Genomic DNA, 22571 nt, shown 5'->3' with positions numbered 1-22571 from the left:
CGGTTTTCCGTTTAGCTCGCGGCGGGCAGTGCGTCCGGGATCCGCGGCTTGGTGTTTCCTGCGAAGGTGAACCTGGCGTCGTCGCCTTCGCCGTCCACGTCCACCACCACGATGTCGCCTGCGTGCAGCTCGCCGAAGAGGATCTTCTCGGAGAGCTGGTCCTCGATTTCGCGCTGGATGGTGCGGCGCAGCGGCCGGGCACCCATCGCGGGATCGTAGCCGCGGGTTGCCAGGAGCACCTTGGCCGCGGTGGTGAGCTCGATGCCCATGTCCTTGTCCGCAAGGCGCTGCTCCAGCCGGCCCACGAACATGTCCACGATCTGGATGATCTCGTCCTGGGTCAGCTGGGGGAAGACGATGACGTCGTCAACCCGGTTCAGGAACTCGGGGCGGAAGTGGGCCTTGAGCTCCTCCGTGACGCGGGCGCGCATCCGGTTGTAGCCGGTCTGCGTATCCGTGCCGGACTGGAAGCCGGTGGCAACGCTCTTGGAGATGTCGCGGGTGCCGAGGTTGGTGGTCATGATGATCACGGTGTTCTTGAAATCCACCACCCGGCCATGGCTGTCGGTCAAGCGGCCGTCTTCCATGATCTGCAGCAGCGAGTTGAAGAGGTCCGCGTGGGCCTTCTCGACTTCGTCGAAGAGAACCACGGAGAACGGACGGCGCCGGACCTTCTCGGTCAGCTGCCCGCCCTCGTCGTACCCGACGTAGCCCGGAGGGGCACCGAAGAGACGCGAGACCGTGTGCTTCTCCGAGTACTCGGACATGTCCAGGGTGATCAGCGCGTCCTCCTCGCCGAACAGGAACTCGGCAAGCGCCTTGGCGAGCTCGGTCTTGCCGACGCCCGTGGGGCCGGCGAAGATGAACGACCCGCCCGGACGCTTCGGGTCCTTCAGGCCCGCACGGGTGCGGCGGATGGCCCGCGAGACCGACTTGATCGCCTCCTCCTGGCCCACAACGCGTTGGTGCAGCTCCTCTTCCATCCTCAGCAGACGGCTGGATTCCTCCTCGGTGAGCTTGAAGACCGGAATGCCGGTGGCGTTCGCCAGCACCTCGGCAATAAGCTCCTCATCAACTTCGGAGATGTCGTCAAGGCCGCCCGCCTTCCATCGGCGCTCCCTCTCTTTGCGCACGGTGACGAGCTTCTGCTCCTCGTCGCGCAGCGCCGCGGCCCCCTCATAGTCCTGCGCGTCGATCGCGGATTCCTTCGCCGTCTTCATCGCGGCGATCTTCTCGTCCATGACCTTGAGCTCCGGCGGGGCGGTCATCCGGCGGATGCGCAGCCGTGCACCGGCCTCGTCGATCAGGTCGATCGCCTTGTCCGGCAGGAAGCGGTCCGAGACGTAGCGCTCCGAGAGGTTCGCCGCGGCGACCAGAGCGCCGTCGGTGATGGTGACGCGGTGGTGCGCCTCGTAGCGGTCGCGCAGGCCCTTGAGGATCTCGATGGTGTCAGCCACGGAGGGTTCCTGGACCTGGATCGGCTGGAAGCGGCGTTCCAGTGCGGCGTCCTTCTCGATGTGCTTGCGGTACTCATCCAAGGTGGTCGCACCGATGGTCTGGAGCTCGCCCCGGGCCAGCAACGGCTTCAGGATCGAAGCCGCATCGATCGCCCCCTCGGCGGCGCCGGCACCGACGAGGGTGTGGATCTCATCGATGAACAGGATGATGTCGCCGCGGGTGCGGATTTCCTTGAGGACCTTCTTCAGCCGCTCTTCGAAGTCGCCGCGGTAGCGGGAGCCTGCGATCACGGAGCCAAGGTCCAGTGTGTACAGCTGCTTGTCTTTGAGGTTCTCCGGCACGTCACCGCGGACGATCGCCTGGGCCAGGCCCTCGACGACGGCGGTCTTGCCGACGCCGGGCTCACCGATCAGCACCGGGTTGTTCTTGGTACGGCGGGACAGGACCTGCATGACGCGTTCCATTTCAAGCTCGCGGCCGATCACGGGGTCCAGCTTGTTCTCCCGCGCGGCCTGGGTCAGGTTCCGGCCGAACTGATCCAGCACCACGGAGCCGGCCGGGATTCGCTCTAGCTGCCTGCCCCCGCCGGCCACAGGCTCCTTGCCTTGGCTGCCCGCGAGCAGCTGGATGACCTGCTGGCGGACCTGGTCCAGGTCCGCACCCAGCTTCACCAGCACCTGCGTGGCAACGCCTTCGCCCTCGCGGATGAGGCCGAGCAGGATGTGCTCGGTGCCGATGTAGTTGTGTCCCAGCTGCAGTGCCTCGCGCAGCGAGAGCTCCAGCACCTTCTTGGCGCGCGGCGTGAAGGGGATGTGGCCGGACGGGGACTGCTGGCCCGGACCGATGATCTCCTGCACCTGCTCGCGGACGCCGTCGAGCGAGATGCCCAACGACTCGAGGGCTTTGGCGGCAACACCTTCACCCTCATGGATCAGACCCAGGAGGATGTGTTCGGTACCAATGTAACCGTGGTTCAGCATGCGTGCCTCTTCCTGGGCAAGCACAACTACGCGACGGGCACGGTCCGTAAATCGCTCAAACATTTCGCCACACTCCTGGCTGCCGCCTACCTTGATGCTACGTCGCCTCAGGCCCCCTTGGGGTGTTCGCGGCAGGCAGGATATTACAGAGCCAGATTCATGTGACCTTCCCGGGTAAGGGGCAGGCTTTCACACCGCTATCTGGCGAGCCACAGCAAGTGACCTCCGCCGCAATGACACCTCCTGTAGTGTGCGCGCACCAATGCGGAACCGCAGCGAATCGGTTCCAGCGTCGACTCTTAAGATGCAGTGGGCCCAAGCAGCGCATCCGATGCCTTCGTCATCCGCTGGCTTCCGCGTGCCGTAATCGATCGATTCCGACACCGGCGGGGCGACCGCGGCTGTGAGGCCCCTTCCGGGCGCCGATTCAAGGGTGGGGCAGAGGCCGGACAAATCCGGCCGACAATCTCTTGTCCACGTAAGTGTGTTCTTGAGGCGGAATGGCAGTCGGTCCGGGGCTGCCCCGCGGTGGAGCAGGACACCGATGTGTTCACGGGCGGTTTCGCCATCGCCGTCGGTTTCCAGGCCGCGGCCCGGCTGGAAGCACTTACGAGTACGTCAACACGGCAGGAACCTCCCGGAGCATTCGCCGGCGGGATGCGTTCGGCAGGTAGCAACGGTTCCCTCGTCGGCGCCGCCTGCCACGACGACGGCGATGTCACCACTGGACTCTGCTGTAACTGTGGTTTCGGCACCGCCCCCAAGCGAGGACTTCATCGAGCAGGCACGTAACGCCCTCGCCAGGGCCGTGTTCTTCAACCGGCTCAGCGAAATCCGGGACCGTGGATTCGAGCAGCAACGCTATCGCGCCAGTGGCCTCAATCTCCTCACCGCCGCCATCGTGCTCTGGAGACACCGTCTACCTCGAACGAGCCGCAAACGCGCGACGCGACCAGGACCCGGAAACCCATGACGCGCTCCTGCAATACCTCTCACCACTGGGTTGGGAACACATCAACCTCACCGGCGACTACACCTGGCGCAGCAGCGCCAGGATCGGCACGGGCAAATTCAGGCCCCTACGATCACCTTCCAAGGCTTAGCGTGGTATTTTTTTCCGTTTTCTGAAGCGCCCCCTGTTGGCCCGTTGGCTCCGCCCGCCTACCGGCTCATGCCCTTCTGCAGGATCTTGACCGGCCCGGTGGTTCCATGTGTCTTGCGCGCCTTGGGTGCCTTGCCGAACGCCTTGGCCACGGCCGCACTTGGCGGCGTGCCCTGGTCCTGGTCGGCGCTCAATCGTGCCTGCACGGCTTCCCGGTCTGCAAACCCTTCAAGGCTGGCTGCCAGTCCCTCGCGCCGCTCGGCGGAGTCGTATTTGAGGCCGGCCTCTTCGCGCAGTGCCTCGGGGCGTTCGTTCTCGTCGGCTGTGGCTTGCTGGCGGTCCCGGTCTTCGCGGTCTGCCTCTGCCAGCAGCTGAGCTGCCTGTGCGTTCTCTTCGCTCCCGGTGCCGCGTTCCTGGTCTGCCTGTTCCCGGTCACGTTCGGCTTTGGCCAGGGCGGCCGCCACGGACGATTCATCAGCGCCCAGATTGTTCACGTCCAGGCCGTACCGGCGCTGCACCTGGTCCTTGATAGTGTTGGCCGCGTTGCGTGCCGCCGGGTCGTGGTCCTTCCACGCGGTGGCCGTCTCGTGGACGCGCTCAATATCGCGGCCGCTGGCGGTGTCCCACCACCGGTTGTCCATGGCCGGGGCGAGCTGTGCACGCGCTCCTGCACGCTCGGCATCGAACCGGGCCTGCAGTTCCTGCCCCTGCTGTTCCTCGGCCGCCTGAGCGCGACGCAGGGCCGTTTCCTGTGCCCTGGCCAGCTGCTCACCGAGTCGGCCGGCGACGGTCAGCCCGACGCGGGACATCCCTTCGATAGCTTCCTCAATGCCGTCTGATTCGCTCATGGTTTTCCCTCCTGGTGCTATCTCTCAATGTCCGGGCGGATGGTCCCGCCACGGGTGGTTGCGTGGGTGCGTGCCTGCTCGTACTTGGGCGGCAGTACTGAGCCGGCGGCACGGGCTGGGGCTTGCCCGGCGGCGCTCATCCGCACAGCGTCCGCCGCTTCACTGTCCACTGCCGGCACTGGCCCGGGAACACTCGGAAGTGCGGCAGCAACCTGGCTGAGCTGGTTGCGCACCAGATCACTGATCTGGCGTGCACGGCGCAGGTCGTTGGATGCCTTGTGCATGTCGTGGACGGCCTTGGAAACGTTCAGCAGCTGGCGCAGCATGATTGCCTGGGCCGCCGTTCCGGTGCCGCCCATGGTCGCCGCCATGAGCACCATGGAGGCTCCGCGCGCGGAAGGTCCAACGCTCTTGATGGGACGCACCGGGTAGCGGCGCAGCTGGGCCGTCTTGGACAGTTCGTCGGCGGCAGCGGCCAGTGGCCCGGGAGTGGATTCGGTGGCCGTTGACCAGGCTGCGAAAGCACCTGACGTTTCACGGGCGACGTGTGCCCAGGTGTCGTGGTCGTCCAGCGGCACGTTGCGCAGCGTCTCGCGCAGCTGTCCAATCTCCTCGCTGTACCGCTCCCACATTTGCGGGTCTGGTTCGTTCGTTTCCTTGCCGACGTTGACGGGCCGGCGGCAGCGTGCGGCGGCTCCCCATTCGGCTACGGCCTCGGCGGCCAGCTGCGGGCTGTCGTTCCATTCGCTGCGCAGCCGTGGCAGCGTCAAGTCTTTGGCCAGGTGGCCGCCGCCGTACCAGACGGGACGCGCGCCCTTGGGTGGGCGTTCGGCCACGGAGTAGCCCGCAACTACGTCGTCACGGCCAGCGGCGTAGCGGGGTTTGATCATGGCACCAGTGCGGCGGAAGCGGCGTACGAACTCCGCCTCATCCTGTGCCGAAGTGGCGCAGGCGCGCACCTTGCGGGCCAGTGAACGGCGCTCCGGTTCCGGTGCGCCTCGGCGCTCGGCCGCCTCGCGTTCGCCGGGGCGCAATCCGCGCATCGCGTAGACCGGCGATAGCTCTTCCAGTCCGTACTTCTTCTCCAAGGAACGCGCCGTGTCCTGCGCTCTCTTGAAGTCAAGGTGGCTGCTCCACTTGGTGCCGTCCTCGCGCACCATGGATGCAGCAATGTGAATGTGGTCGTTGCCGGCCTTGCTGTGGCCGTGGCGCATTGCAACCCACGAAACGGGTGCCTTGCCGCTGGCATCGGTGAATCCCATGTCGCCCATGAAGTCGTTGGCAATCTCTGTCCACTTCTGGTCGGTAAGGTCGCCTTCCTCTGCGCGCAGGCTCAGTGAGCAATGCCAGACGTGGCCGCCTCTGACCTCGACGCCGAGAACGTTCTTAGCCTGGTCCAACTCGTGCGCAATCGACAGCGCCGAGTCGCGGCCCAGCCCGTCGTCGTTGTGCCATGCCATGATCGGCGCGGAGCCGGCCACCAGGTGCGGGTCTGTGTGCTCGTTGGCGCGGCCCGGGCCTGCCAGGTACACCAGCAGCCCGGCCATGCGGTCGCCCTTGGTGATGTTCGGGATCATCAGCCCGCCAGCCCGTCAACGATGCCGTTGATGCGTTCGGCAACGGCACGCACACGCCCTAGGGCAACGCGGGCTTCCTCCGGGAGCTCGTCGGTGGCGTTGGCGTGCCTGGCCAACTGGTTCACGTTGTTGGACAGTGCGGCCAGTAAGCGGCGGGCGGCCATGAACTCGGTAGCCAGGGCGCGGCGCTCGGCCAGCGAGTCGGAGGACTGCGAGTAAAGGGCGGCGCTGACCAGGATCTCTGAGGGGCTGCGTCCCGTCCGTTCTTCCAGAACGTAAAGGCGGGTCCGCTCCGGCTCCGACATGGACACGCGCACGAACTGGGTCTGACCGTCGATGTTGGCACGGCGACGACGGTTCAAACGAGGGCTGGAACCCTGTTCCTCAGCCATTGCCGTACCGCCTTTCCATGCCCAGCGCAGCGCCCCGGAATGTCCGGGATCACACCTCCAGTGTGACGCATCCGCGATACGAAGTCGAGGTTCAAGCTCACTTATGGCACATAAGTGTATAGCTTGCTCCGTCGGGTTGGGTTTTCGCCGTTTTCCCCCTTGTGCCTGTGGTCCCGTCGGGCCGTCTCCGTCGCTGCGCTCCGGGCTACCGTGGGAACGTCATGCGGGCGGGCTAGGCTGGGTGCATGGAAACCATCGACATTGAACAGACACGCAACCAGGCCCGGGCACTCCTCGACTCGCGCATCGAATCCGTCACCGCGCTGGTCAAAACCCGCCAGCGGATCACGGACCTGAAGGAACAGCTGACCGACGCCGAACGCGAAGACAAGCGCGCCTACGTCCGCGCCACCAAAGACGGATGGAGCCCCGACGAGCTCAAGAAGCTCGGTCTCGAATCAGGGGCCGCGGCACGCCGCCGCAAGACATCCACCCGTCCCACTGGTGAGAATGCAGCAGCGGCTGCGGAGGACAAAAGCCACACGGATCAGTAGCGCTGCCCCTCGCCCACCTGGGCACGGCACTGGTGCTGGTCGGCGTTGACCTGGCTGTCGGCAGGCCGGCCGGCGGCGATGTGTTCATCGCCGGGTTGAACGCGGTGATGACTACGGTCTTCTGGATGTGGCGGGCCCGGCCCGGCCCGTGTGATCGGCGGCCGGTGGAGATGTCCCTATGGCGAGCCCTGTCGGTCATACCCGATTCGACGCGCGTTCCGTGGCCGACGGGGTCACCCCGGTTCAGGTTTGTCCGATCGGATTCTGAGGGCAACCCACAGCCCGCACCGCCGGCAGATATACGCGGGCCCGGCTCCGAGGGCATGCAAACTTGCGGCGCTGCACCGTTCTGCCGCAACAGGAGCAGGTGTGCTCGCCGTCAGAGTCCATTGTTCTTCAGTGCTTCCGTTAATTGATCAACGGTGGGCAGGCCCGAAAGACCGCCGGGAGTCATGTAGATCCGGCATGCCAGATCACCCGCGGGTGCCCCGGTGGGGAAGATGTCAGCCCCGTTGACGGTGATCGTCGGGGATCCGGCGAATCCGGTGTCTTTTGTGTCGGCCGGGGACCTCAGAAGCCGCATATGTACTTCCATGTCGTTGTGTCCCAAGGCGAGCAGGGCTGCTTCCAGACGCTCCCGTGCTTGAGCCGAGTTAGGGCAATCATCGATATGCAGCAGTTCAATTCTCATGAACTTATTCTCCACGCCCGGCCTCCGCCGCGGTACGCGGTCTCGTCCCACCCTTTCGCGCGTCATCGACGGCCGGAGGAGCGCCAGCCGGGGGAGGCCGCCGCGCCCCAATGGCCGGCCCGGATCGTTGAAGGTGATCCGTCCCGGCCATTGGATGCTGTTAGATCATCGGGCGTTTGCCAGGACGAAAGTCCTGACCCGGGTCGAGGCCCTCGTGGAGGCACACCCTCTTCACCCCGTCCTGACCTCCATGCCGGCGGTGGGCGTCAGGACAGCCGCACGGATCCTCACCGACGTCGTGGGCAAGAACTTCGCCAGCGCCGGCCACGTCGCCTCTTAGGGTGAGGCTGTGAGTGATCGACCACCGCGTTCCGGCCGCCCACACCGTGCGCCGCACGGTGCCGGGTTGGAGTCTCCGCGGGTCCTGAGGTTCCTGGCCGTGGTGTTCACGGTCGCTGCAGCAGGATCGCTGGTGCTGGTGGTCCTCGATCGCGCCATCGGCCGGCCGGCGGCGGGCGATGTCTTCATCACGGTCCTGAATGGCCTGGCGGCTTTCGTGTTGTGGCGCAAGTTTTCCGAACAAGCGCGGACATGAGAAAGGGGCCGGCACGTGCCCGGCCCTACCTGGTGGGCAGGCCCAGCCGGACCGGCTTAGGTGTTTTGGCTGCGCCGGGTCTTGGAGACGGCGCGGTAGGTGGTGATGAGGGGCCTCGAACGGTCCGGGAGGTCAGGTAGGGTCCCTCGGCGCAGCTCAACGCCCGGGGGTTCCGCTACTGGTTCGTTTGGCCCCGGTCATCCCTTGTCCGGGGTTTCCGGCACGATGCGCTGCAGGAGAGCGTCGTGGGCCTTTTGCAGGGTCTCTGCCCGGGCCTCGGCAGCGGCCAGCCTGGCCGCTGCGTCGGCTGCGGTGTTGCTGGCCTGCTGTTCGGCCGTGCGTGCCTGCTCCAGTTGCGCCTCCATCGCCGCGGCCTGGGCATCGAGGGCGGTGATCCGGGCGGTGAGTTCGGTGACGGTGGCGTCTTTCTCGGCGCTTACTTTGTCCAGGTCAGCGACGAGTTCGGAGATCTCCAGCGCCTGATCCTTCTTCTCCTGCGCCCAGACCGCTTCCGCGGCGGCGTGCCGCTCATTCGCCAGGGCGGACGCTTCGGCCCAGCAGGCCCCGGCCAGACGCGCCGCCTGTTCCAGCACCGTTGCCGGCGTCGCGGCGACCTGGCCTCCCGCGGCCTGCTTCTCCTCGACCCACTCCTTCAGGTAACGGGTGGCATCGGCGTTGCTCACACCCGCCGCTGCCCGCACCGTCGAGACAGTAGGCCGGCGCTCGGCACTGATCTGCTCCGCAGCAGCAAACACACGGTCTTTCACACTCAACGCCACGGCGACAACCTCAAAAGTAGTAGGAGTAGTAATGAAACTACTACTCCTACTACGCGTTGGCAATACCGCCGCCGAATTCGCCTGCCCCGTCGGCCCTTTCCGCCACAGGGAGCTCGGGGGCCGACGGCGGGGCACGGGAGCGCGCCTCGCTGGCCGCACCTTGTCGCCCCGCCTTGTGAGGCGGTCGTGGCAGGATGGGGTCCATCATGGACAGGCGGTTACGGCGCGCTCCGGACGCGGAATGGGTGTTGATGTACCGGCTCGGGCTGAACCGGAGACGCATCGCCGCCCTGGTGCGTGCCGAGCCGGCCACCGTCGGGTATCACCTGGTCATCGCCCGCCGCCAGGAGCCGGGACTCGACGCCGCCCACTACGCCGCCGCCGCCGCCAAGCCCGGCCGCTCCCCCACGGACCTTTCCCGCGTGGAAGAGATCACCGCCTGGATCACGGCCGAGGGCCGGCTCCCCCGCGACCACTCCGAGCACAAGGGCGAACGGTCGACGGCCCGGTGGCTCTCGTCGCGCCGGCGCGAAGCAGCCGAAGGCACCCTGGACCCGGCCTACCGTGACGGCCTTGCTCGGGTTCCCGGGTGGGCCGGGAACCACAGGTCAGCAGCGGATGAAGCCCGTGTCGCATGAGCGCCTCGCCCAGCTCGTGGAATTCCGGCACGAAGGCAACGACTGGCCCCGCCACCACGACTACGCCTCGGATGAGGAACACACCCTCGGGGTGTGGATCCACACCCAGCGGTACAAGCACCGCCGCGGCGACCTCGGCATGGCCAGGATCAAGCTTCTGGACGCAGCGGTTCCCGGCTGGCAGACCGGGCGCACCCGGGCCGCCCACCCCGCCGGTGACCGAATTCGGGTTGTGCCCATTGGGGGCAGGTGGAGCCCTCCGCACAGCTCAAAGCTGTCCCCACTGGCGTGCAACCCGTCCCATCGGAGGTCAGCCAGGAGCGGGGATCGCGGATTGTCGTAGCCGCCCTCCATACTTAGATCTGCGTGGATCAGGCGTCAGGCGCAATACCGCATGGTCCCGCTTTTCTTTGGCGTGTCGATTCGAATATATATTCGAAAGTGGTGGTATGGGACCGGAGCAGGCGGGCGGGCAGGCGCAGTATGCGCGGCGGGCCGGCCCGATCGGGCTGACGGTGGAAGAGCTCGACTTCGGGCACTTCCCCGCCAAGAACGGCTTCCCCGGGATCCCGGTGAAGGCGTGGATCCGGTTTCCGAACTGCGCCGAGCTGGTCGACGGCGAGGTCTACGCCTGGACGGCCAAAGCCGTCGAAGTGACATGGAAAGACGGTCCGGTGACCTACCGGACCTGGGTGTGGAGTTCGGCGGTCACCCGCCGGGAAGAAATGATGACCAGAAACTTGGGAGAGCGCGTAACCCGTGACAGCAGTAGCGAATGAAACAACCCTGGACGTTGCCGTGGACGTCCGGTTCACACCGGCCGGCACTCCCCTGGCCGTCCGGCACGAGGGCCGCATCTGGGCCGTGGCCGCACACCCGGTGCGCTGGTTCACCCGAGACGCCTGGTGGGACACCCGGCGCTCCGCGGCCGTCGGCAGCGGCGACCTGGTGAGCATCGAATACTGGCGCATCCAGGTCCGCCTCGGGTCGAACTCAGCCCTTCGGACTTTCACGCTGCGCCGAAAACCGCTCGCTACCCAGTGGCTTCTGGACGATATCAGCGACGGCGACTAGGCAACAGTGACACCAAACAGCCAACCGATCAGCGATCAGACCTGGGAAGGGATCCGGAGGGAATTTACGCTTCCGGCCTTGGAGCAGGTGCGCCGCCGGCTCTCCGAGCTCATGGAAGACCCCGAATCTGTCATGCAGCAGCTCGTCCGCGTCTTCATCGACGACGGCACCTTCTGCCCGGGATTCCAGTTCCTCCCCGGCGGACAACTCCACCCGACCGTCATGAGACTCTTTCAGCGTGCGCTGGAACTGCAGATCCCACACAACTACTTCACCCTCTGGATGGTCACCCCATCCAGGGACCTGGCCGAAGCCCGCCCCGTCGACCACCTCAAAGACGACCCCGCCCCTCTGCTGCGCGCGCTGGAGTCGTACCGCTCGCGCTGAACTGGCTCTTGACCATGTCGGCCATGTGAGTAGCGAAGGCCCATGGCGCTCATCTACAGGAGGCAGTCGGTATCCTGCAGCGCTTCAAGGACAAGCCGCCGGTACTTATCGGGGCTGTTCCCGTGGAGCGCACCGTTCGCTGCCGAGTAGTGAGGCACCGCAACCCATCGAACGCTGGCCAGGCCCAGCGCGGCCGCGAGGACGGGCTCATGCTCCTTAAAGGCCTTCGCGGTCTTCTTGCCGATCACGATGACAAGCGGATCCGCGGATCCCAGGGCCTGGAACTGCTCCACCAGCACCACGACGTCGCGGTGAATGGTCTTATCGCTCAGATCGAGCGTGTTCGACTTTGAGTTGACCTCGGTGAGAAGGTCTGTCATGTAGGCGCCCCAGTGCGGGGTGTCGCGGAACGCCTCAGCGAGGAAGTGGTCGTTGTGCCGCGGGGCGGTATGAAAGTTCTGCCACGGCGTGCGCTCGACAGAGGACTCTCCGGGGTTCAGCCCAAGAATGATCGAGCGGGCGTGAAGTACCCCGTCAAGATCTCCGACAGGGAATGAGATGTCGCTCGTCCGGTCGTACGATTCGGACGGCGGCCAGACCGCCCACGACCCGGTCATCTCATAGGGGGCCATGGTCTCCAGCAGCGATGTCACGGGCAAATTATTGCATCTGAACAGTTGAGTGGCCGCACGTCCACGAGACGTGCTTCAGTCGCGCAGAGTTCTGTGGGCAGCGTGTCCCCGCCAAGGATCACCTTTCACACCGAGCTGTCGTCGGCGTGTTGGCGTGATTCGACTTCGCTCGGGATATTTCAAGCTGATAAGCCAGGTGCTCGAAGTTCAGGCGATGTTCTGCCGCGATCGTCAGTTTGCCGATAGGTTCGCCCAGCTTCAGGACGGTGCGGTCGGGCTGCACTGTCAATGCGTGGCCGTCAAAGAGTGCGTGGCAGTTCGGACACAGGCACAGGATGTTCTCCAGGGTGTCAGGCCCTTTATGCGGGACACCCAGGGGACGGATGTGGGCGCCTTCGGAGTATGGTCCTGCAGCCGTCAGCAGGCGAATCCCGCAGATCTGGCAGGTGTTGTCGTAGAGCCGTTTGACGGAAGCTGCCACATCAAAGTTCCGCACAATTCGGTTGACGTTTGAGCTTCGGCGTTGCGTCGGAAGATCTTCCCCCCGGACCAGGGCATCTGTGACGTCTCCCGGGACAAGACTGTCGCCGGCCACGGCCCGCAGCTGGTAGATCAGGACTCTGTAGTCGTCCCGTTCGCCCCAGCTCCAGCCGGCAACGGTGAAAAGCCCCAGATAAAGGTAGGCCGTGTCGGATCTATTGCCGGTGAGTACGGACTCCTTGACGAGGACCCGGACCGGCCGGCCGAGCTTGTAGTTCTCGACGAGCCCGAGGTTTCCCTTCTCAAGTTTCTGATCGGCGATGTGCCGGCCCGTGTTCGCGTCCCTGCCGCCAAAACCGGTGTAGGTGATCAGGTCGCCTTGGACCTTATCGTCGGAGTAACCATCGGACAGGCAGATGGACTGGGTCCCTTCCGCCTGCCCGGCGATGCCTGCCTGGGTGGTCCGGTGGACGCCTGCGTCGTAGGCTTCCCTGCGGTCCTTGAAGAGGGTCCCGGCCGGACACTCCTGAACCTCCCCGTACTGGATGCCCGAGGCGGCTGCCGGGGCCGGCACTTCGACGAGCTCGTAGCCGAAACGGCGCAACGCCCGTCTGGTCTCTTCGCCACCGGAAAAGTCACGCACCGCCAGCGGCCCCCGATCCGGATACTGATATCTGTATGCGACCGACAGCAGGGGCTTCGAATCGATGTGCAGGCCGTCGATGTCAGCGAAGTACCTGGAAGACCGATGCTGCCCGTGCCGTTCAAGGAATGCGTCGCGCCCCAGCGCCCGGAACTCCTCGACAGCCTTGGCAACAGCCGATGACTGGGTAATTTCCGACAATGCCCCCACGAATAACTCCCGGACCTTGAAATGACTGGCTCATCCCAGCCTAGACGCCCTGCCAGTTTGGTTTTGAACAGTTAGCAGTGTTCGGAGTGGCAGGTTGTAGTGAAGTAGCGCGGTGTCGAATCAAAGCCTCAGCTGTCCCTAGCGATATCCACTAGGCAGAAGCGTTACGGCACCGCGGGGCACAGTCGCATCCGTCGAGCCCCAGCCAGTACCCTCGCGAAGAGGGCCACCATGAGTCCCCTCGTCGGGGCACCGTCGTCGGACCCGGTGACCCGGGGAGCTTCCTCGCAACCGGGTTCAGGGCGTCGGGGCCCGTTATTGTGTGCCGGCAAGGGTGGCCAGGGCGTCGACGGCCTTCCCGATGGAATCCATCGAGAGAACCGACAGCGGTACATTCGGCTTTCGGCTGGCAAACCGGCTGGAACGGAGGTTCGCCGCGACATCCTGGAGTCCCGGGGTACCGGCCAGCTGACGGAGAAACGAATCCAGCACCGCGGCGTCAGGCAATTGTTCCTCAGACATCTTCGACATTCGCCCTAAGTTGAACTCCACCGATGTTCCCTGGCCGCTGAAGTAGAAGAGGGACACGATTCCCAGGCGCGTGTTTCCGTGGTCAAAGATCGGCAGGCTCCCCGCGGGGTCGATCGTCCTGGATCCGGCGAACGTCAATCCTGCCGAACGTGCTGCCGCCAAGAAAAGGTCGAGTCGGTCGACATTATCCGGGTCGTGCTCTTGCATCCAGGAGTGGATAGTTTCTTCATCCCACACAGTTAGGTCCGGTCTAACCGGCGCAGACTTGGCTTCGGCCAGTTCCTGCCCGTAGACCTGCGGCATCAGTATCTCGAGTGAACCTTCAGCAGTCCCCAGGTACTTCGACAAGACGCGCACGAACGTATCCCCCATAGCCACGAGCCACTCGACCAGTTCTTGCGACTGAGTCTCGTCCTGGAAGTCGCCGGGACGGCTGATGGTGAGCTTGGATGCCTTGCGGTCGGGCCTGTCGTCCCACTCGAGGACGAAACCGAGGTCGGCTTCGATGGCATCGCGCCGGGCCAGCAACTTCGCGTAGAGGTCCTTGTCGTCGCCGATCCAGAATTGCGTGGCAACGAGTTTTGTCTGCGAGTTGACCTGCAGCAGAATCTGCCCACGGGGGTCTCCGATGCGGACTTCGTACCAATTCTGCGGGTAGGGATTGCGCCACGTATCGATGTTGGTCGCGTTTGCAAGGCCGTGGTCCCGTACCCGCTCGAAGAATGCAAACTGGGCGTCCCTCACCGATATCCCGATCACGGCCCGGGCTTGAGGCTTGATCTTCTTGCGGCGTGCGGCGATCGCGTCCTCGTCGACGTCGAGGCCGGCCGCTTCCGCGAGTTCTTCAGCGCCGATGAACTGCTCGGGATCCGCGTGGCCTTGTGCATCGAACCGGAGCCCCTCTTCCTCAAGCGCCGCGCGTGGGTCATCGTTGCGGCCGGGTTCGGTCCAGCGGAAACCAGGCGAGATCGTCCCGCCGCTCTGCAGGACTCTCCAAGCGTTGGCCATTGAGTAGTTCGCGATCATCCCAGCCAGAGGCTGGGCCCAGGTGCCGGCCACGATCGCGACGTCGCCGTACGATGTCCAGCGCCCTGCAGGGATCTCGGCGACGATCGCGGCAATTTGGCTGCGCAGCGCTGACGGTTCGTCGCCGACTGCGATAATGCTCTCGTCCGGGCCCGGCCACAGCTCAATGATCTTCTCAGCCAATTCAGCGCTACGGGTATTGATCTCGTCGACGCCCCATGTGGCGTGCGCGGCGATTGCCTGGTTCATCGATACCCCGCTCTTGGCCAGCATTTCGCGCTTCTCTTCGAACGGCTTGTTGCTGAGCTCGCTGTTGTACCCGCTCAGAGTGAGGTTGCCGAGCGTATGCACGACCCGCTCGTGTTCGTAGTCAACGTCCGCATCGGCGCCGAAACCCACCGCGAACGTCTTGCGCACGGAATCAGTCATCGTCTGCGGCAACACATGCTCAATCGTCAGATGCCTGGGGTCCAGGTCGACGATCTCCTTCGGGCGGTACGCCTCTTCGAGCCACTGCAGGATGAGCTTTTTTTGCGGTCCGCGGCCCTGCCAGTAGAACGCGATCGTCTTGGCAGCCTCGCGAACCTGGAGGTCGGTCGCAAAATGCTTGCGGCCGCGGGACAGGTACTCACGCAGCGCCACGTCGATGCGGTCCGCATCGCTGATCGCACCTACAGCCTGAAGCAGCGTCCGGTTCAGATTTGCGGTGGCGCGCCCGATCACGATGCGCCGCACGAAGTACGACTCCAGGTACGTCAGCGCGCGCACAACTTCATCGTCGGCCGCGGTGCCGGCAGCACGTCGGGCGAGGATCTGCATCACCACCGGATATGCGGTCGTCGATCCCCAAGCTCTGATCCTAGTGAGGCGACGGCTAATCTCGGCGTGCTTCTCCCCCGCAGGCTTGAGAATCGTCGCGAGCACGTCACCCAGCTTGGCGATACGGATCACCTCAGCCTCGACCTCGTCGATGGTCTTTAGTCTCTCGAGCCGATGTTGCTGCCCAACGTAGGTGTCCGACTGCTTCGCCCGTTCGTCGCGCTGAGCGAGGTCGAGCCAGAACAACAGCTCGAGATTCTCGGAGTCGAGCTTCCTCTCCAGCGGAAGCCAAATGTTCTCATGGACCATCTCTGCGCGATCACCGAGCCGCATGAACAAATAGTTCTTGAGCAGGTCACTTTGCGTCAGCCGGAGGCCAGTGTTGTTCAGCGACTCAAAAATGCGGTGTGCGTTGTCGGATGGCTCCGCCGTGACGACGACGAGGGCGAGACCGCGGACGACGGCGGCTTCGAGCAGCTCCAGGTCATGCGGATCATCCGGGTCGCCGGCCGCGGCGATCTTCGAGCGGAAGAACCGGTACGCGTCGCCGATGGCGTCCTCCCCCCCCAGCCTGCGGCGCACGATTGAGCACCGCCATGTAAGCGGGCCGATCCGTCTGGGTCGGCATAACTTTAAGCGGCTTGCCGCTGTCAAAGACGTTAATTAGGTACTGCGCGTCGATGCCGTTCGCTCGCGCGGTCTCCCCGGTCTCATGCAGGTGGTCGCGGAGCGCAGCCAGGAGGAGAGTCAGCGTGGTCAGGCGCTGCTGGCCGTCGACGACAAGAAACTTGTTGACGCCGATGGCGCCGAAGTCAGGACTGCTCGCCAGCACCAAAGAGCCGATGAAGTGCGAGGCTTTCGGGTCGTCACCAAGAGTGCGCTCCAACTCGACGACGTCCAACCACAGTTGGCCGAGCTGCTTCTTGCCCCACGAATACACGCGTTGGTAGAGCGGGACCTGGTACTGCTTTTTGCCCTCCAGAACACCCGCCAGCGTTCCGTTTTCTGCCCGAACCACTGACGCCTCCTGATGTCTTGGTAGTAATGGAACGAGATTACAGGGAGAGGTCGTCGGGTGCCTCAGCCGCGGCCATGGCCCGGGGAGCCGGGCTGGCCATACTACCCACGCTCGTGCCTGCCATTGAGCCACAGCCGCCGCGGCATTTGCTGCCTTCTCCTTGTCGTTACCTACCCTTGCTCTCGGTATTCGTTGATCGCTCGGTGTCGCATTCCCGGTGTTTGAGTCGTCTTGTATGGCATGCGTTTCGAGACGCAGACGTTTCGAGACACAGAATCGGACTGGGAGAAGGAGTCGGCCCGTCCGAGGGCGGGCTTCTCCGGACACGATTTAGGTATGGCTATTGGCAGCCTCGACAAGCGAAATGACCTCCTGCACTTTCTTTTTCAGGTCGAAGGGCCACTCGTTGCCCCAGTTCTGCGCTGCAACTTTCGAGATCGCGACTTTGCTCGGCTGCTTGATACCGAGGCGGTCGGTCGTCAGGGGACTCGACCAACGTTTTTGGCTGGGAAGGGTGCGTGCTTTGGTGGAGGGGTGGGCAACGTGTATCGCATCGGTAAGCACATGTTCCGGTACATAGTTCTCGACCGTGTAGCCTGCGGTTACCCACGCCATGCCCGTCGATGGGTCGTTGTTGAGATCGTCTATGACCCGTTGCTTACTGCTATTGAGACCCGTGCGGCTGCTCTTCTTGTCGGAGTCAATCAAGACCATCATGTACCGGTTAAGGTTGCGAAGGGAGATGAACTCCTCAACTTCTTCGGCGTCAAGCGGCGATAGTGCACTGAGCAAGGCTCCGCCATAGAACATGATGGAGTAGTGCGTTCCTTCAACGAATTTGCCTGGAGCGAGCTTCTCGATCCAGTGCTTGAGATAGATGCGGTCAGAGGGTCCTTCAACCCACAGGACAGCATTTGTCTGCACGAGGTCCGATGGACGGTATCCGAGGTCTGCGCACACCGCAGCCCTCTCTCGCGCGGCACCGGCGTACCTGAGGCTTGAAACGCCATCCTCGCGGGTAACGTGAAAAATGCTACCGATCTCTGAGTCGAGCATGTGGGCAGAGTGAGTGGCGATGAAGTACTGGTTCGTTGTGCTCAAAGCAAGATATCGAAGCAGCTTGCGCTGGAGGATCGGGTGCAGGTGGACCTCGGGTTCCTCAACGCACAAAATTGAGTTCTGAGTGACCGTCGCTGCCGCCGCAATGATCACTACTTCATGAACGCCGGTTCCAACGTTTTCAATGGGAAGGGTGCGTCCTCCTTGGGTGACGTGGATAGTCGACAGATCATGAGGTAGGTCTATTGTGATGGTCACGTCGTCTAGAACAGCGCGGACGAAGTCCTGCACTTTCAGAAAGACTTCCTTGTCTTTCAAACGATCGGTCGATGGATTCTGCAATTCCAAGAGGCGGCGCTTGATGCTCCGCCCGTTCAAATCGGGATCCTCTCCACTGTCGTCAGAGATTGACCTCACGCCGCCCACGGTATATGCGGACGGAGGAAGCGCGCGTTGCCTGGCAATCCAATCAAGAACCCGGTAAGCATCTTCTCCTGCGCCTCCGCCTGTGGTACTTGTCAGTTCGCTGGACAGTACGCGTGCCAGCTCGCCACCGCCTGCTTCGCGAGCCATTTGTTTCAAGGCTTCACCCTCGATGAAACCTTTATCTGAAACTCCGAAAGCCACGAGGTCGGCACCCAGGGTTGAAGCTATCCCCGGAAGACGGAGGAAACTCCGAAGACTCTCCAACCGCTCAGCGGACTGTCTTCCCATCTCTCCCCAGGTGAGGACCTGGGCAATGTCATGAAGTTCCAGCCGAGCGAAGGTATGCTCGGCATCTCCAAGCGGGCGATCCCACTTTGAAACGGGCCTTTTCCCCTTCTCCTCGGTGAACGTGTCAGCAATCACCCGCAGGATGTTGGATTTTCCGGTGTTGTTCTGGCCGGCGATGAGATTGACCCTGCGTAGAGGGAAGAGCACTGCTGGCTGGGCTGATGAGAAGCTTCTATAGCCGCGAAAGATGAATCCGTTGATTAGCACGATCCCAATCATTGCTTATCGCTCACGATTGATATCGATAATCGAAACTCAGACCGCCGGCAGGGTCACTGTCCCGCTGCAATATACCGTCGTGTTGGCCGGGCCTTCACCGCGCCGCAGTGTGGCTATCCCGCTCCTGAGCGCGAAGCGCTCACGCCTAGACAGAGGCTTGCCCACGTGTGACTGAACGGTTCAAGCACACGGGCGTATGGCGGTCGTCGTCCAACGCGCACCCAAATGCTCTTGATCGCCCGCGCCGTTGCTGCTGGGCTCGATGCGCCCATTGCCCCGCCCGACTGAATGCACGGTGACGGCCCCGTAACTGCAGCACTGGGCCAACGACTGTACTGCAGAGCCACCTTAACCCATAGGCTCTGGGGAACTATCTGGTGCTCGGGGTGGTGGCCGTTTCCCGATGGGGTGGTCCCTTCGGTGGTTTGTCGGGAGGCGGGACTGCTGAGTTTGATTGACATTTTGGACTGGCTAGGATCTGATCCTTGCGGGGCACTAGCGCCGCATGAATGACAATCGGCGCAACCCGGGCAAAAGGTGTCCGGCCTGAGGTTCGCTCGTACGGACGCTGACGACCGAGTAGAACACATGACGTGGAAATCGTACGTCGCTCGACACGCGTTCCTTATGTGCTTGGTTGTAGACGACGCGCCAGCGCCGGAGCATAATCCTCGTAAGGATGGCATCTTCCTACTTGACCGAATTGAGTGCCATGAGCCGTCTCCGTGCGAGTTCCAATCGAACCTCCGTGTGTCCAAATCCAGAAGGATGCACCCGAGTCACTAGACCAAAGCCTGATCCATTGACAGCCCCACCATGCCCCGACTGGTGTTCAAACCCACTAGTACGGGAAAGTTCGAAATTGTTTACAGGGCTGCAATATCCCTGTCTTCATGTAGGGCGAATCTCAGGGAAGGATAGCCCTGAGGACGCCTACTCTTCGGAGGAGGATACTTGTCCACTACAACTTGGGAGCCCACTACCATCCGGGAAACCATGGCGGAACGCCGCAAGGAACTTCGTGTCAAACTCCAGATCCCCATTGCCGCGCTTTGTGATATCGATCAAACAAAGGTCAGTGGGTCTCGACTCACCAGCTTCGGGGGCGATGTGTGTCTTGTCCAGAAACGCTCCACCATCGGATCGACACGATGTCAGAAGGCAAATATTCGACACCTTGGATTGCGCGGTATCAACTCGTCGGCTGTCATTAGTCGCGATGACGCAGCAGCGTTTGGGCGAATTAGGAAGGTGCAGCATCTTCTCAAAATCGTCGAACTCCCAGGGTTCGTCCCGAAGGGGAAATACAGGCTCACCATTCGCCAAGGGGGCATGACAATGTTAAATGAAAACAGCGGCGATGCGAACGGCAAATCTGAAATATCGTTCATTAACCGAAACGAATACTTAAGTGTCGAAACAGTTGACGGCGGCGTATCGGCATTGTGGACATCAGGCTTGTCAGCCGATATTGCGGTCGATCTCATGGCCTCGCGGGCTGGTGCTCCTTTGCTGAACGAGGTCGGATTGATTGGGGTTCACGAAGACGGGGAAACCCGAACCGGGAGAGGTACACCCGCTGACATCCTGGAGTATGTACACTCCGAGACATCTAATGTTGAATTTTTCAGGATTCCATTTCAAAACTTTGATATATTCTGGTCCTCTCATGCGAATGGAATCTTGGAAGACTCCGAGTCCATGACGGAGGTTGCAGTTATTGGACCCTCCGTAGATAGACGAACAATTACCGCCTTGCTGTCTGAAACGGGGAGTAAGTCGATTAGTGCAAATCCTGGCGCCATCGCGACAAAAATTAAACTCATGAATTCACTCTAATAGCACGTGATTGGTAGATTATGAGATTTCCTTTTCTTCCGGATGATGAGGATGGCTTCATAACGCTTAAGGTTGATGGCATAGCCGGCCTCTACGTGAAATCAGGCGTCGTCATCGACGCGACCAGCGCTGAACGTCATGTCAATAGACTGATTAATGACTATCCACTAACCGTTGAGGTGACGGTTAAAAGCGAAATTCGCGGTCCAAGGGAGAGGATATACTTTCACTTGTCAGATTCTGACGACAAGAGGTGGATAATTCAGGACCGCCGAGTGCGAACTCGCCCTCGAGACTGTGAGGGTGTCGTTGAAGCAGTTGATTTTGTACCCTTTATACCGTCATGTCCACCGAACGGGGATGTGGAGGTAAGGGTCGCAGCTAGACTTGCGAACAGTCGTAGAAATCGCTTTAAGGCAGGGCCGAGCTTTTTAGTGTGGTGAAATGAAAACATCGATCAGCGCGGCGTGGCTGCCATTTCTTCTAGCAATTTTTGCATTGATTTTTTGTCAATTTGTTCAATGGGCATTTTCTAGGTTACTATTTGAATATGTGAAAAAGGAGTGGATGAGCTCGAATAAAGATGGCGAGTACGACCCCCTACCCAATTTGGGTGCCGAGGCTTTGCAAGCCCGATTCAACCGTGACTCGGATGGGGTGGCCGTCGCCAGCGTTTCCCTTGTAACCGCGCCAGGCATACTTGTCTTATTTGATAATTCCAGTGCTATGTTTGCGATAATTGTCGTCATCCTGACTGGTCTACCACTCAGCGTTATCTTGGTTCTTTTTTTCACTCCTCCCACAACATATGCCCGCTTTAATCAAGGCGGAATATCTCTCGTTCTGCTGATAGGCATCATTATTAATTTAGCCTTGGTGTTTTTAGCTCTCTACATGAAGTAAATGGTGGTTAAGTAGGGCCCGCCGTTGGCCCCTACGTGTCAGCGTTGGGTGAGGCCAAAAGTACCTCATAGCAACACCGTCCCGTAGACGTGGCTCCACGGGGGAGCAGCATCTGTCAACCCTGTGAGTTAGCGCCGAGCCAGATTCGGAGAACGGTCGACCGCCCCGGATACCTGGTGCCAAGGCGCGTGTGCCCGCGTTCGTAAGCGGGGTCAATCATGGTGAGCCCCAGCACCCTGAAGACTCCCCCGGCGATGCTAGAGCTGACGGGCCCGCATACTCCCGAATGGAGGCGGCCCGGTTGCAACGTTCCTGGAAGTCTCGAAACTCTTGGGTTGCAAGACTGTTAATCGAGACATGTCAATGCCCTTGACGCTTCAACGACTGTGTTGTCTTGCTACTATGTCCTGTAAGTAGAAAGCCAAATTGCGATGGTCAACCACTGTTGCGGGACACTTTGGAGCTGAAAATGGGCAGGCTGATCGGATACGCCCGGGTGTCGACCCGGGCACAGGACACCGACCGGCAGATCGCGGACCTGCTGGCTGCCGGAGTACGCAGGGATGACCTCTATATGGACCATGGGGTCAGCGGCGCCAGAGCAGCGCGCCCGGCGTTCGGCCTGGCATTTGATGCCCTGCATGAGGGCGACACCCTGGTGATCACCACACTGGACCGGTTGGGACGATCCACCGCCAACATGCTGGAGCTGGCCACAGGACTGCGAAAGCGAGGCAGCGGTCTTCGCGTGCTGAACCTCGGCGGCGGGGACGTGGACACCGGCACGCCCATGGGCGGTATGGTCTTCACCGTCATGGCAGCCCTGGCGCAGATGGAACTGGAGATCAAGCGGGAACGGATTACCGATTCGGTATCCAAGCGCCGGGCCGCAGGCAGGGACCTGGGCGGGCGCCGGGAACGGTTCACCGACAGCCAGATTAACAATGCCCGCCGCCTGATTGACGCCGGCCAGCCGGCCACCCAGGTCGCCCGTGACCTCGGCATGTCCCGGGCAACCCTGTACCGGCGCATCGGCGAGCTCGACGCCCGGCAATGGATCACCTCCCAGACTCACTGAGGCGTACAAACAACCCGAACTCACCAACCACTTGTGGTGACGCCGACAGGGCCAATATCAGATCCAGGCACCATTTTCGCTGGGCGCTCTGGCTATCCCTGGGCGTCGTAGGCCTGTTTGATGACCCGACTGATGCGTCCACGGGGGCTGGGGTTGTACCCGTTCTTCGTGACCCGGATCGTCTGCGTCTCTCCACCACTCATCGAAACGGCACGGCCAGCCATGGCATGCAGCCGCCCGGCTCTTGCAACCTGGGCGGGCATTT

General features: G+C 62.4%; 22 protein-coding genes and 2 pseudogenes. 13 read left to right on the top strand and 11 right to left on the bottom strand.

Annotated elements, in window-relative coordinates:
- Positions 1 to 11 precede the first annotated feature (11 nt).
- Positions 12 to 2501: an ATP-dependent Clp protease ATP-binding subunit gene (locus ACQCSY_RS24500; RefSeq protein WP_427136645.1), complete on the bottom strand. Its 2490-nt coding sequence runs from the start codon at positions 2499 to 2501 to the stop codon at positions 12 to 14.
- 465 nt (positions 2502 to 2966) lie between these two features.
- On the opposite strand from ACQCSY_RS24500, the gene ACQCSY_RS24495 reads away from it, so the two are divergent.
- Both ACQCSY_RS24495 and ACQCSY_RS24490 read left to right on the top strand, forming a co-directional pair.
- Complete coding sequence (locus tag ACQCSY_RS24495) at positions 2967 to 3230, top strand: hypothetical protein (protein WP_427136695.1); 264 nt, start codon at positions 2967 to 2969, stop codon at positions 3228 to 3230.
- A pseudogene (locus ACQCSY_RS24490) lies at positions 3220 to 3541 on the top strand (Tn3 family transposase); the annotation flags it as partial. The gene ACQCSY_RS24495 and the pseudogene ACQCSY_RS24490, both read left to right, overlap by 11 nt.
- A 58-nt stretch (positions 3542 to 3599) precedes the next feature.
- Here ACQCSY_RS24490 and ACQCSY_RS24485 read toward each other — a convergent pair.
- The 3 genes from ACQCSY_RS24485 to mobC are packed head-to-tail and all read right to left on the bottom strand — an operon-like array spanning position 3600 to position 6357.
- Positions 3600 to 4388, bottom strand: a complete 789-nt coding sequence (locus ACQCSY_RS24485; RefSeq protein ID WP_427136644.1) for a hypothetical protein — start codon at positions 4386 to 4388, stop codon at positions 3600 to 3602.
- A gap of 17 nt (positions 4389 to 4405) precedes the next feature.
- A complete protein-coding gene (locus ACQCSY_RS24480; protein WP_427136643.1) occupies positions 4406 to 5965 on the bottom strand; it encodes a relaxase/mobilization nuclease domain-containing protein in 1560 nt (519 codons plus the stop codon).
- Entirely contained in the window at positions 5965 to 6357 is a 393-nt protein-coding gene (mobC, locus tag ACQCSY_RS24475) for a plasmid mobilization relaxosome protein MobC (RefSeq protein ID WP_427136642.1), read from the bottom strand. The genes ACQCSY_RS24480 and mobC overlap by 1 nt, the downstream gene beginning before the upstream one ends.
- Before the next feature lie 245 nt (positions 6358 to 6602).
- Here mobC and ACQCSY_RS24470 point away from each other — a divergent pair, with 245 nt between their 5' ends.
- Entirely contained in the window at positions 6603 to 6911 is a 309-nt protein-coding gene (locus tag ACQCSY_RS24470; protein WP_427136641.1) for a hypothetical protein, read from the top strand.
- Positions 6912 to 7290: 379 nt separating this feature from the next.
- Here ACQCSY_RS24470 and ACQCSY_RS24465 read toward each other — a convergent pair whose 3' ends face one another.
- On the bottom strand, positions 7291 to 7602 hold the full coding sequence (locus tag ACQCSY_RS24465) for a thioredoxin family protein (protein WP_427136640.1): 312 nt from the start codon (positions 7600 to 7602) through the stop codon (positions 7291 to 7293).
- 181 nt (positions 7603 to 7783) lie between these two features.
- On the opposite strand from ACQCSY_RS24465, the pseudogene ACQCSY_RS24460 reads away from it, so the two are divergent.
- Together ACQCSY_RS24460 and ACQCSY_RS24455 are read left to right on the top strand one after the other, a co-directional pair.
- Positions 7784 to 7939, top strand: a pseudogene (locus tag ACQCSY_RS24460) (IS110 family transposase); the annotation flags it as partial.
- 102 nt (positions 7940 to 8041) lie between these two features.
- On the top strand, positions 8042 to 8197 hold the full coding sequence (locus ACQCSY_RS24455) for a hypothetical protein (protein WP_427136639.1): 156 nt from the start codon (positions 8042 to 8044) through the stop codon (positions 8195 to 8197).
- A gap of 197 nt (positions 8198 to 8394) precedes the next feature.
- Here ACQCSY_RS24455 and ACQCSY_RS24450 read toward each other — a convergent pair whose 3' ends face one another.
- The gene (locus tag ACQCSY_RS24450) at positions 8395 to 8976 is read right to left on the bottom strand and encodes a DNA-binding protein (RefSeq protein WP_427136638.1); all 582 of its coding nucleotides are present in this window, start codon (positions 8974 to 8976) and stop codon (positions 8395 to 8397) included.
- Between the two features lie 206 nt (positions 8977 to 9182).
- Between ACQCSY_RS24450 and ACQCSY_RS24445 the strand changes: the two genes are divergently transcribed.
- From ACQCSY_RS24445 to ACQCSY_RS24425, 5 genes are all read left to right on the top strand, one after another.
- Entirely contained in the window at positions 9183 to 9614 is a 432-nt protein-coding gene (locus ACQCSY_RS24445) for a hypothetical protein (protein ID WP_427136637.1), read from the top strand.
- Positions 9604 to 9957, top strand: a complete 354-nt coding sequence (locus ACQCSY_RS24440) for a helicase associated domain-containing protein (protein ID WP_427136636.1) — start codon at positions 9604 to 9606, stop codon at positions 9955 to 9957. The genes ACQCSY_RS24445 and ACQCSY_RS24440 overlap by 11 nt, the downstream gene beginning before the upstream one ends.
- A 106-nt stretch (positions 9958 to 10063) precedes the next feature.
- Complete coding sequence (locus tag ACQCSY_RS24435) at positions 10064 to 10393, top strand: hypothetical protein (RefSeq protein ID WP_427136635.1); 330 nt, start codon at positions 10064 to 10066, stop codon at positions 10391 to 10393.
- The gene (locus ACQCSY_RS24430; RefSeq protein ID WP_427136634.1) at positions 10374 to 10688 is read left to right on the top strand and encodes a hypothetical protein; all 315 of its coding nucleotides are present in this window, start codon (positions 10374 to 10376) and stop codon (positions 10686 to 10688) included. Before ACQCSY_RS24435 ends, ACQCSY_RS24430 begins: the two co-directional genes overlap by 20 nt.
- An 87-nt stretch (positions 10689 to 10775) precedes the next feature.
- Positions 10776 to 11075, top strand: a complete 300-nt coding sequence (locus ACQCSY_RS24425; RefSeq protein WP_427136694.1) for a hypothetical protein — start codon at positions 10776 to 10778, stop codon at positions 11073 to 11075.
- 53 nt (positions 11076 to 11128) lie between these two features.
- Here the strand turns inward: ACQCSY_RS24425 and ACQCSY_RS24420 are convergent, their stop codons facing one another.
- The 5 genes from ACQCSY_RS24420 to ACQCSY_RS24400 all read right to left on the bottom strand — a co-directional run bounded on the left by ACQCSY_RS24420 (position 11129) and on the right by ACQCSY_RS24400 (position 18474).
- Entirely contained in the window at positions 11129 to 11728 is a 600-nt protein-coding gene (locus ACQCSY_RS24420) for a hypothetical protein (protein ID WP_427136633.1), read from the bottom strand.
- 97 nt (positions 11729 to 11825) lie between these two features.
- Positions 11826 to 13040: a YDG/SRA domain-containing protein gene (locus ACQCSY_RS24415; protein ID WP_427136632.1), complete on the bottom strand. Its 1215-nt coding sequence runs from the start codon at positions 13038 to 13040 to the stop codon at positions 11826 to 11828.
- Between the two features lie 315 nt (positions 13041 to 13355).
- Entirely contained in the window at positions 13356 to 15998 is a 2643-nt protein-coding gene (locus ACQCSY_RS24410; protein WP_427136631.1) for a DUF4268 domain-containing protein, read from the bottom strand.
- Positions 15910 to 16434: a DUF262 domain-containing protein gene (locus ACQCSY_RS24405; protein WP_427136630.1), complete on the bottom strand. Its 525-nt coding sequence runs from the start codon at positions 16432 to 16434 to the stop codon at positions 15910 to 15912. Before ACQCSY_RS24405 ends, ACQCSY_RS24410 begins: the two co-directional genes overlap by 89 nt.
- A gap of 330 nt (positions 16435 to 16764) precedes the next feature.
- The gene (locus ACQCSY_RS24400) at positions 16765 to 18474 is read right to left on the bottom strand and encodes an AAA family ATPase (RefSeq protein WP_427136629.1); all 1710 of its coding nucleotides are present in this window, start codon (positions 18472 to 18474) and stop codon (positions 16765 to 16767) included.
- A 1008-nt stretch (positions 18475 to 19482) separates the two neighbouring features.
- On the opposite strand from ACQCSY_RS24400, the gene ACQCSY_RS24395 reads away from it, so the two are divergent.
- From ACQCSY_RS24395 to ACQCSY_RS24385, 3 genes are all read left to right on the top strand, one after another.
- A complete protein-coding gene (locus ACQCSY_RS24395) occupies positions 19483 to 20325 on the top strand; it encodes an uL30 family ribosomal protein (RefSeq protein WP_427136628.1) in 843 nt (280 codons plus the stop codon).
- 444 nt (positions 20326 to 20769) lie between these two features.
- Entirely contained in the window at positions 20770 to 21228 is a 459-nt protein-coding gene (locus ACQCSY_RS24390) for a hypothetical protein (RefSeq protein ID WP_427136627.1), read from the top strand.
- Between the two features lie 469 nt (positions 21229 to 21697).
- On the top strand, positions 21698 to 22306 hold the full coding sequence (locus tag ACQCSY_RS24385) for a recombinase family protein (protein ID WP_427136626.1): 609 nt from the start codon (positions 21698 to 21700) through the stop codon (positions 22304 to 22306).
- The last annotated feature ends 265 nt before the right edge of the window (positions 22307 to 22571 follow it).

It is taken from the genome of Pseudarthrobacter sp. S9 (assembly GCF_050156545.1).
Taxonomy (GTDB): domain Bacteria; phylum Actinomycetota; class Actinomycetes; order Actinomycetales; family Micrococcaceae; genus Arthrobacter.
The sequence above is the reverse complement of the archived record's forward strand: the minus strand, read 5'-3'. Positions and strand labels throughout refer to the sequence as shown.

Excerpts from the sequence above, each read along its gene's own strand:
- ACQCSY_RS24500 (WP_427136645.1), bottom strand. The coding sequence starts at position 2,501 with ATGTTTGAGCGATTTACGGACCGTGCCCGTCGCGTAGTTGTGCTTGCC.
- ACQCSY_RS24485 (WP_427136644.1), bottom strand. The coding sequence starts at position 4,388 with ATGAGCGAATCAGACGGCATTGAGGAAGCTATCGAAGGGATGTCCCGC.
- ACQCSY_RS24480 (WP_427136643.1), bottom strand. The coding sequence starts at position 5,965 with ATGATCCCGAACATCACCAAGGGCGACCGCATGGCCGGGCTGCTGGTG.
- mobC (WP_427136642.1), bottom strand. The coding sequence starts at position 6,357 with ATGGCTGAGGAACAGGGTTCCAGCCCTCGTTTGAACCGTCGTCGCCGT.
- ACQCSY_RS24470 (WP_427136641.1), top strand. The coding sequence starts at position 6,603 with ATGGAAACCATCGACATTGAACAGACACGCAACCAGGCCCGGGCACTC.
- ACQCSY_RS24465 (WP_427136640.1), bottom strand. The coding sequence starts at position 7,602 with ATGAGAATTGAACTGCTGCATATCGATGATTGCCCTAACTCGGCTCAA.
- ACQCSY_RS24445 (WP_427136637.1), top strand. The coding sequence starts at position 9,183 with ATGGACAGGCGGTTACGGCGCGCTCCGGACGCGGAATGGGTGTTGATG.
- ACQCSY_RS24435 (WP_427136635.1), top strand. The coding sequence starts at position 10,064 with ATGGGACCGGAGCAGGCGGGCGGGCAGGCGCAGTATGCGCGGCGGGCC.
- ACQCSY_RS24395 (WP_427136628.1), top strand. The coding sequence starts at position 19,483 with ATGGCGGAACGCCGCAAGGAACTTCGTGTCAAACTCCAGATCCCCATT.
- ACQCSY_RS24390 (WP_427136627.1), top strand. The coding sequence starts at position 20,770 with ATGAAAACATCGATCAGCGCGGCGTGGCTGCCATTTCTTCTAGCAATT.
- ACQCSY_RS24385 (WP_427136626.1), top strand. The coding sequence starts at position 21,698 with ATGGGCAGGCTGATCGGATACGCCCGGGTGTCGACCCGGGCACAGGAC.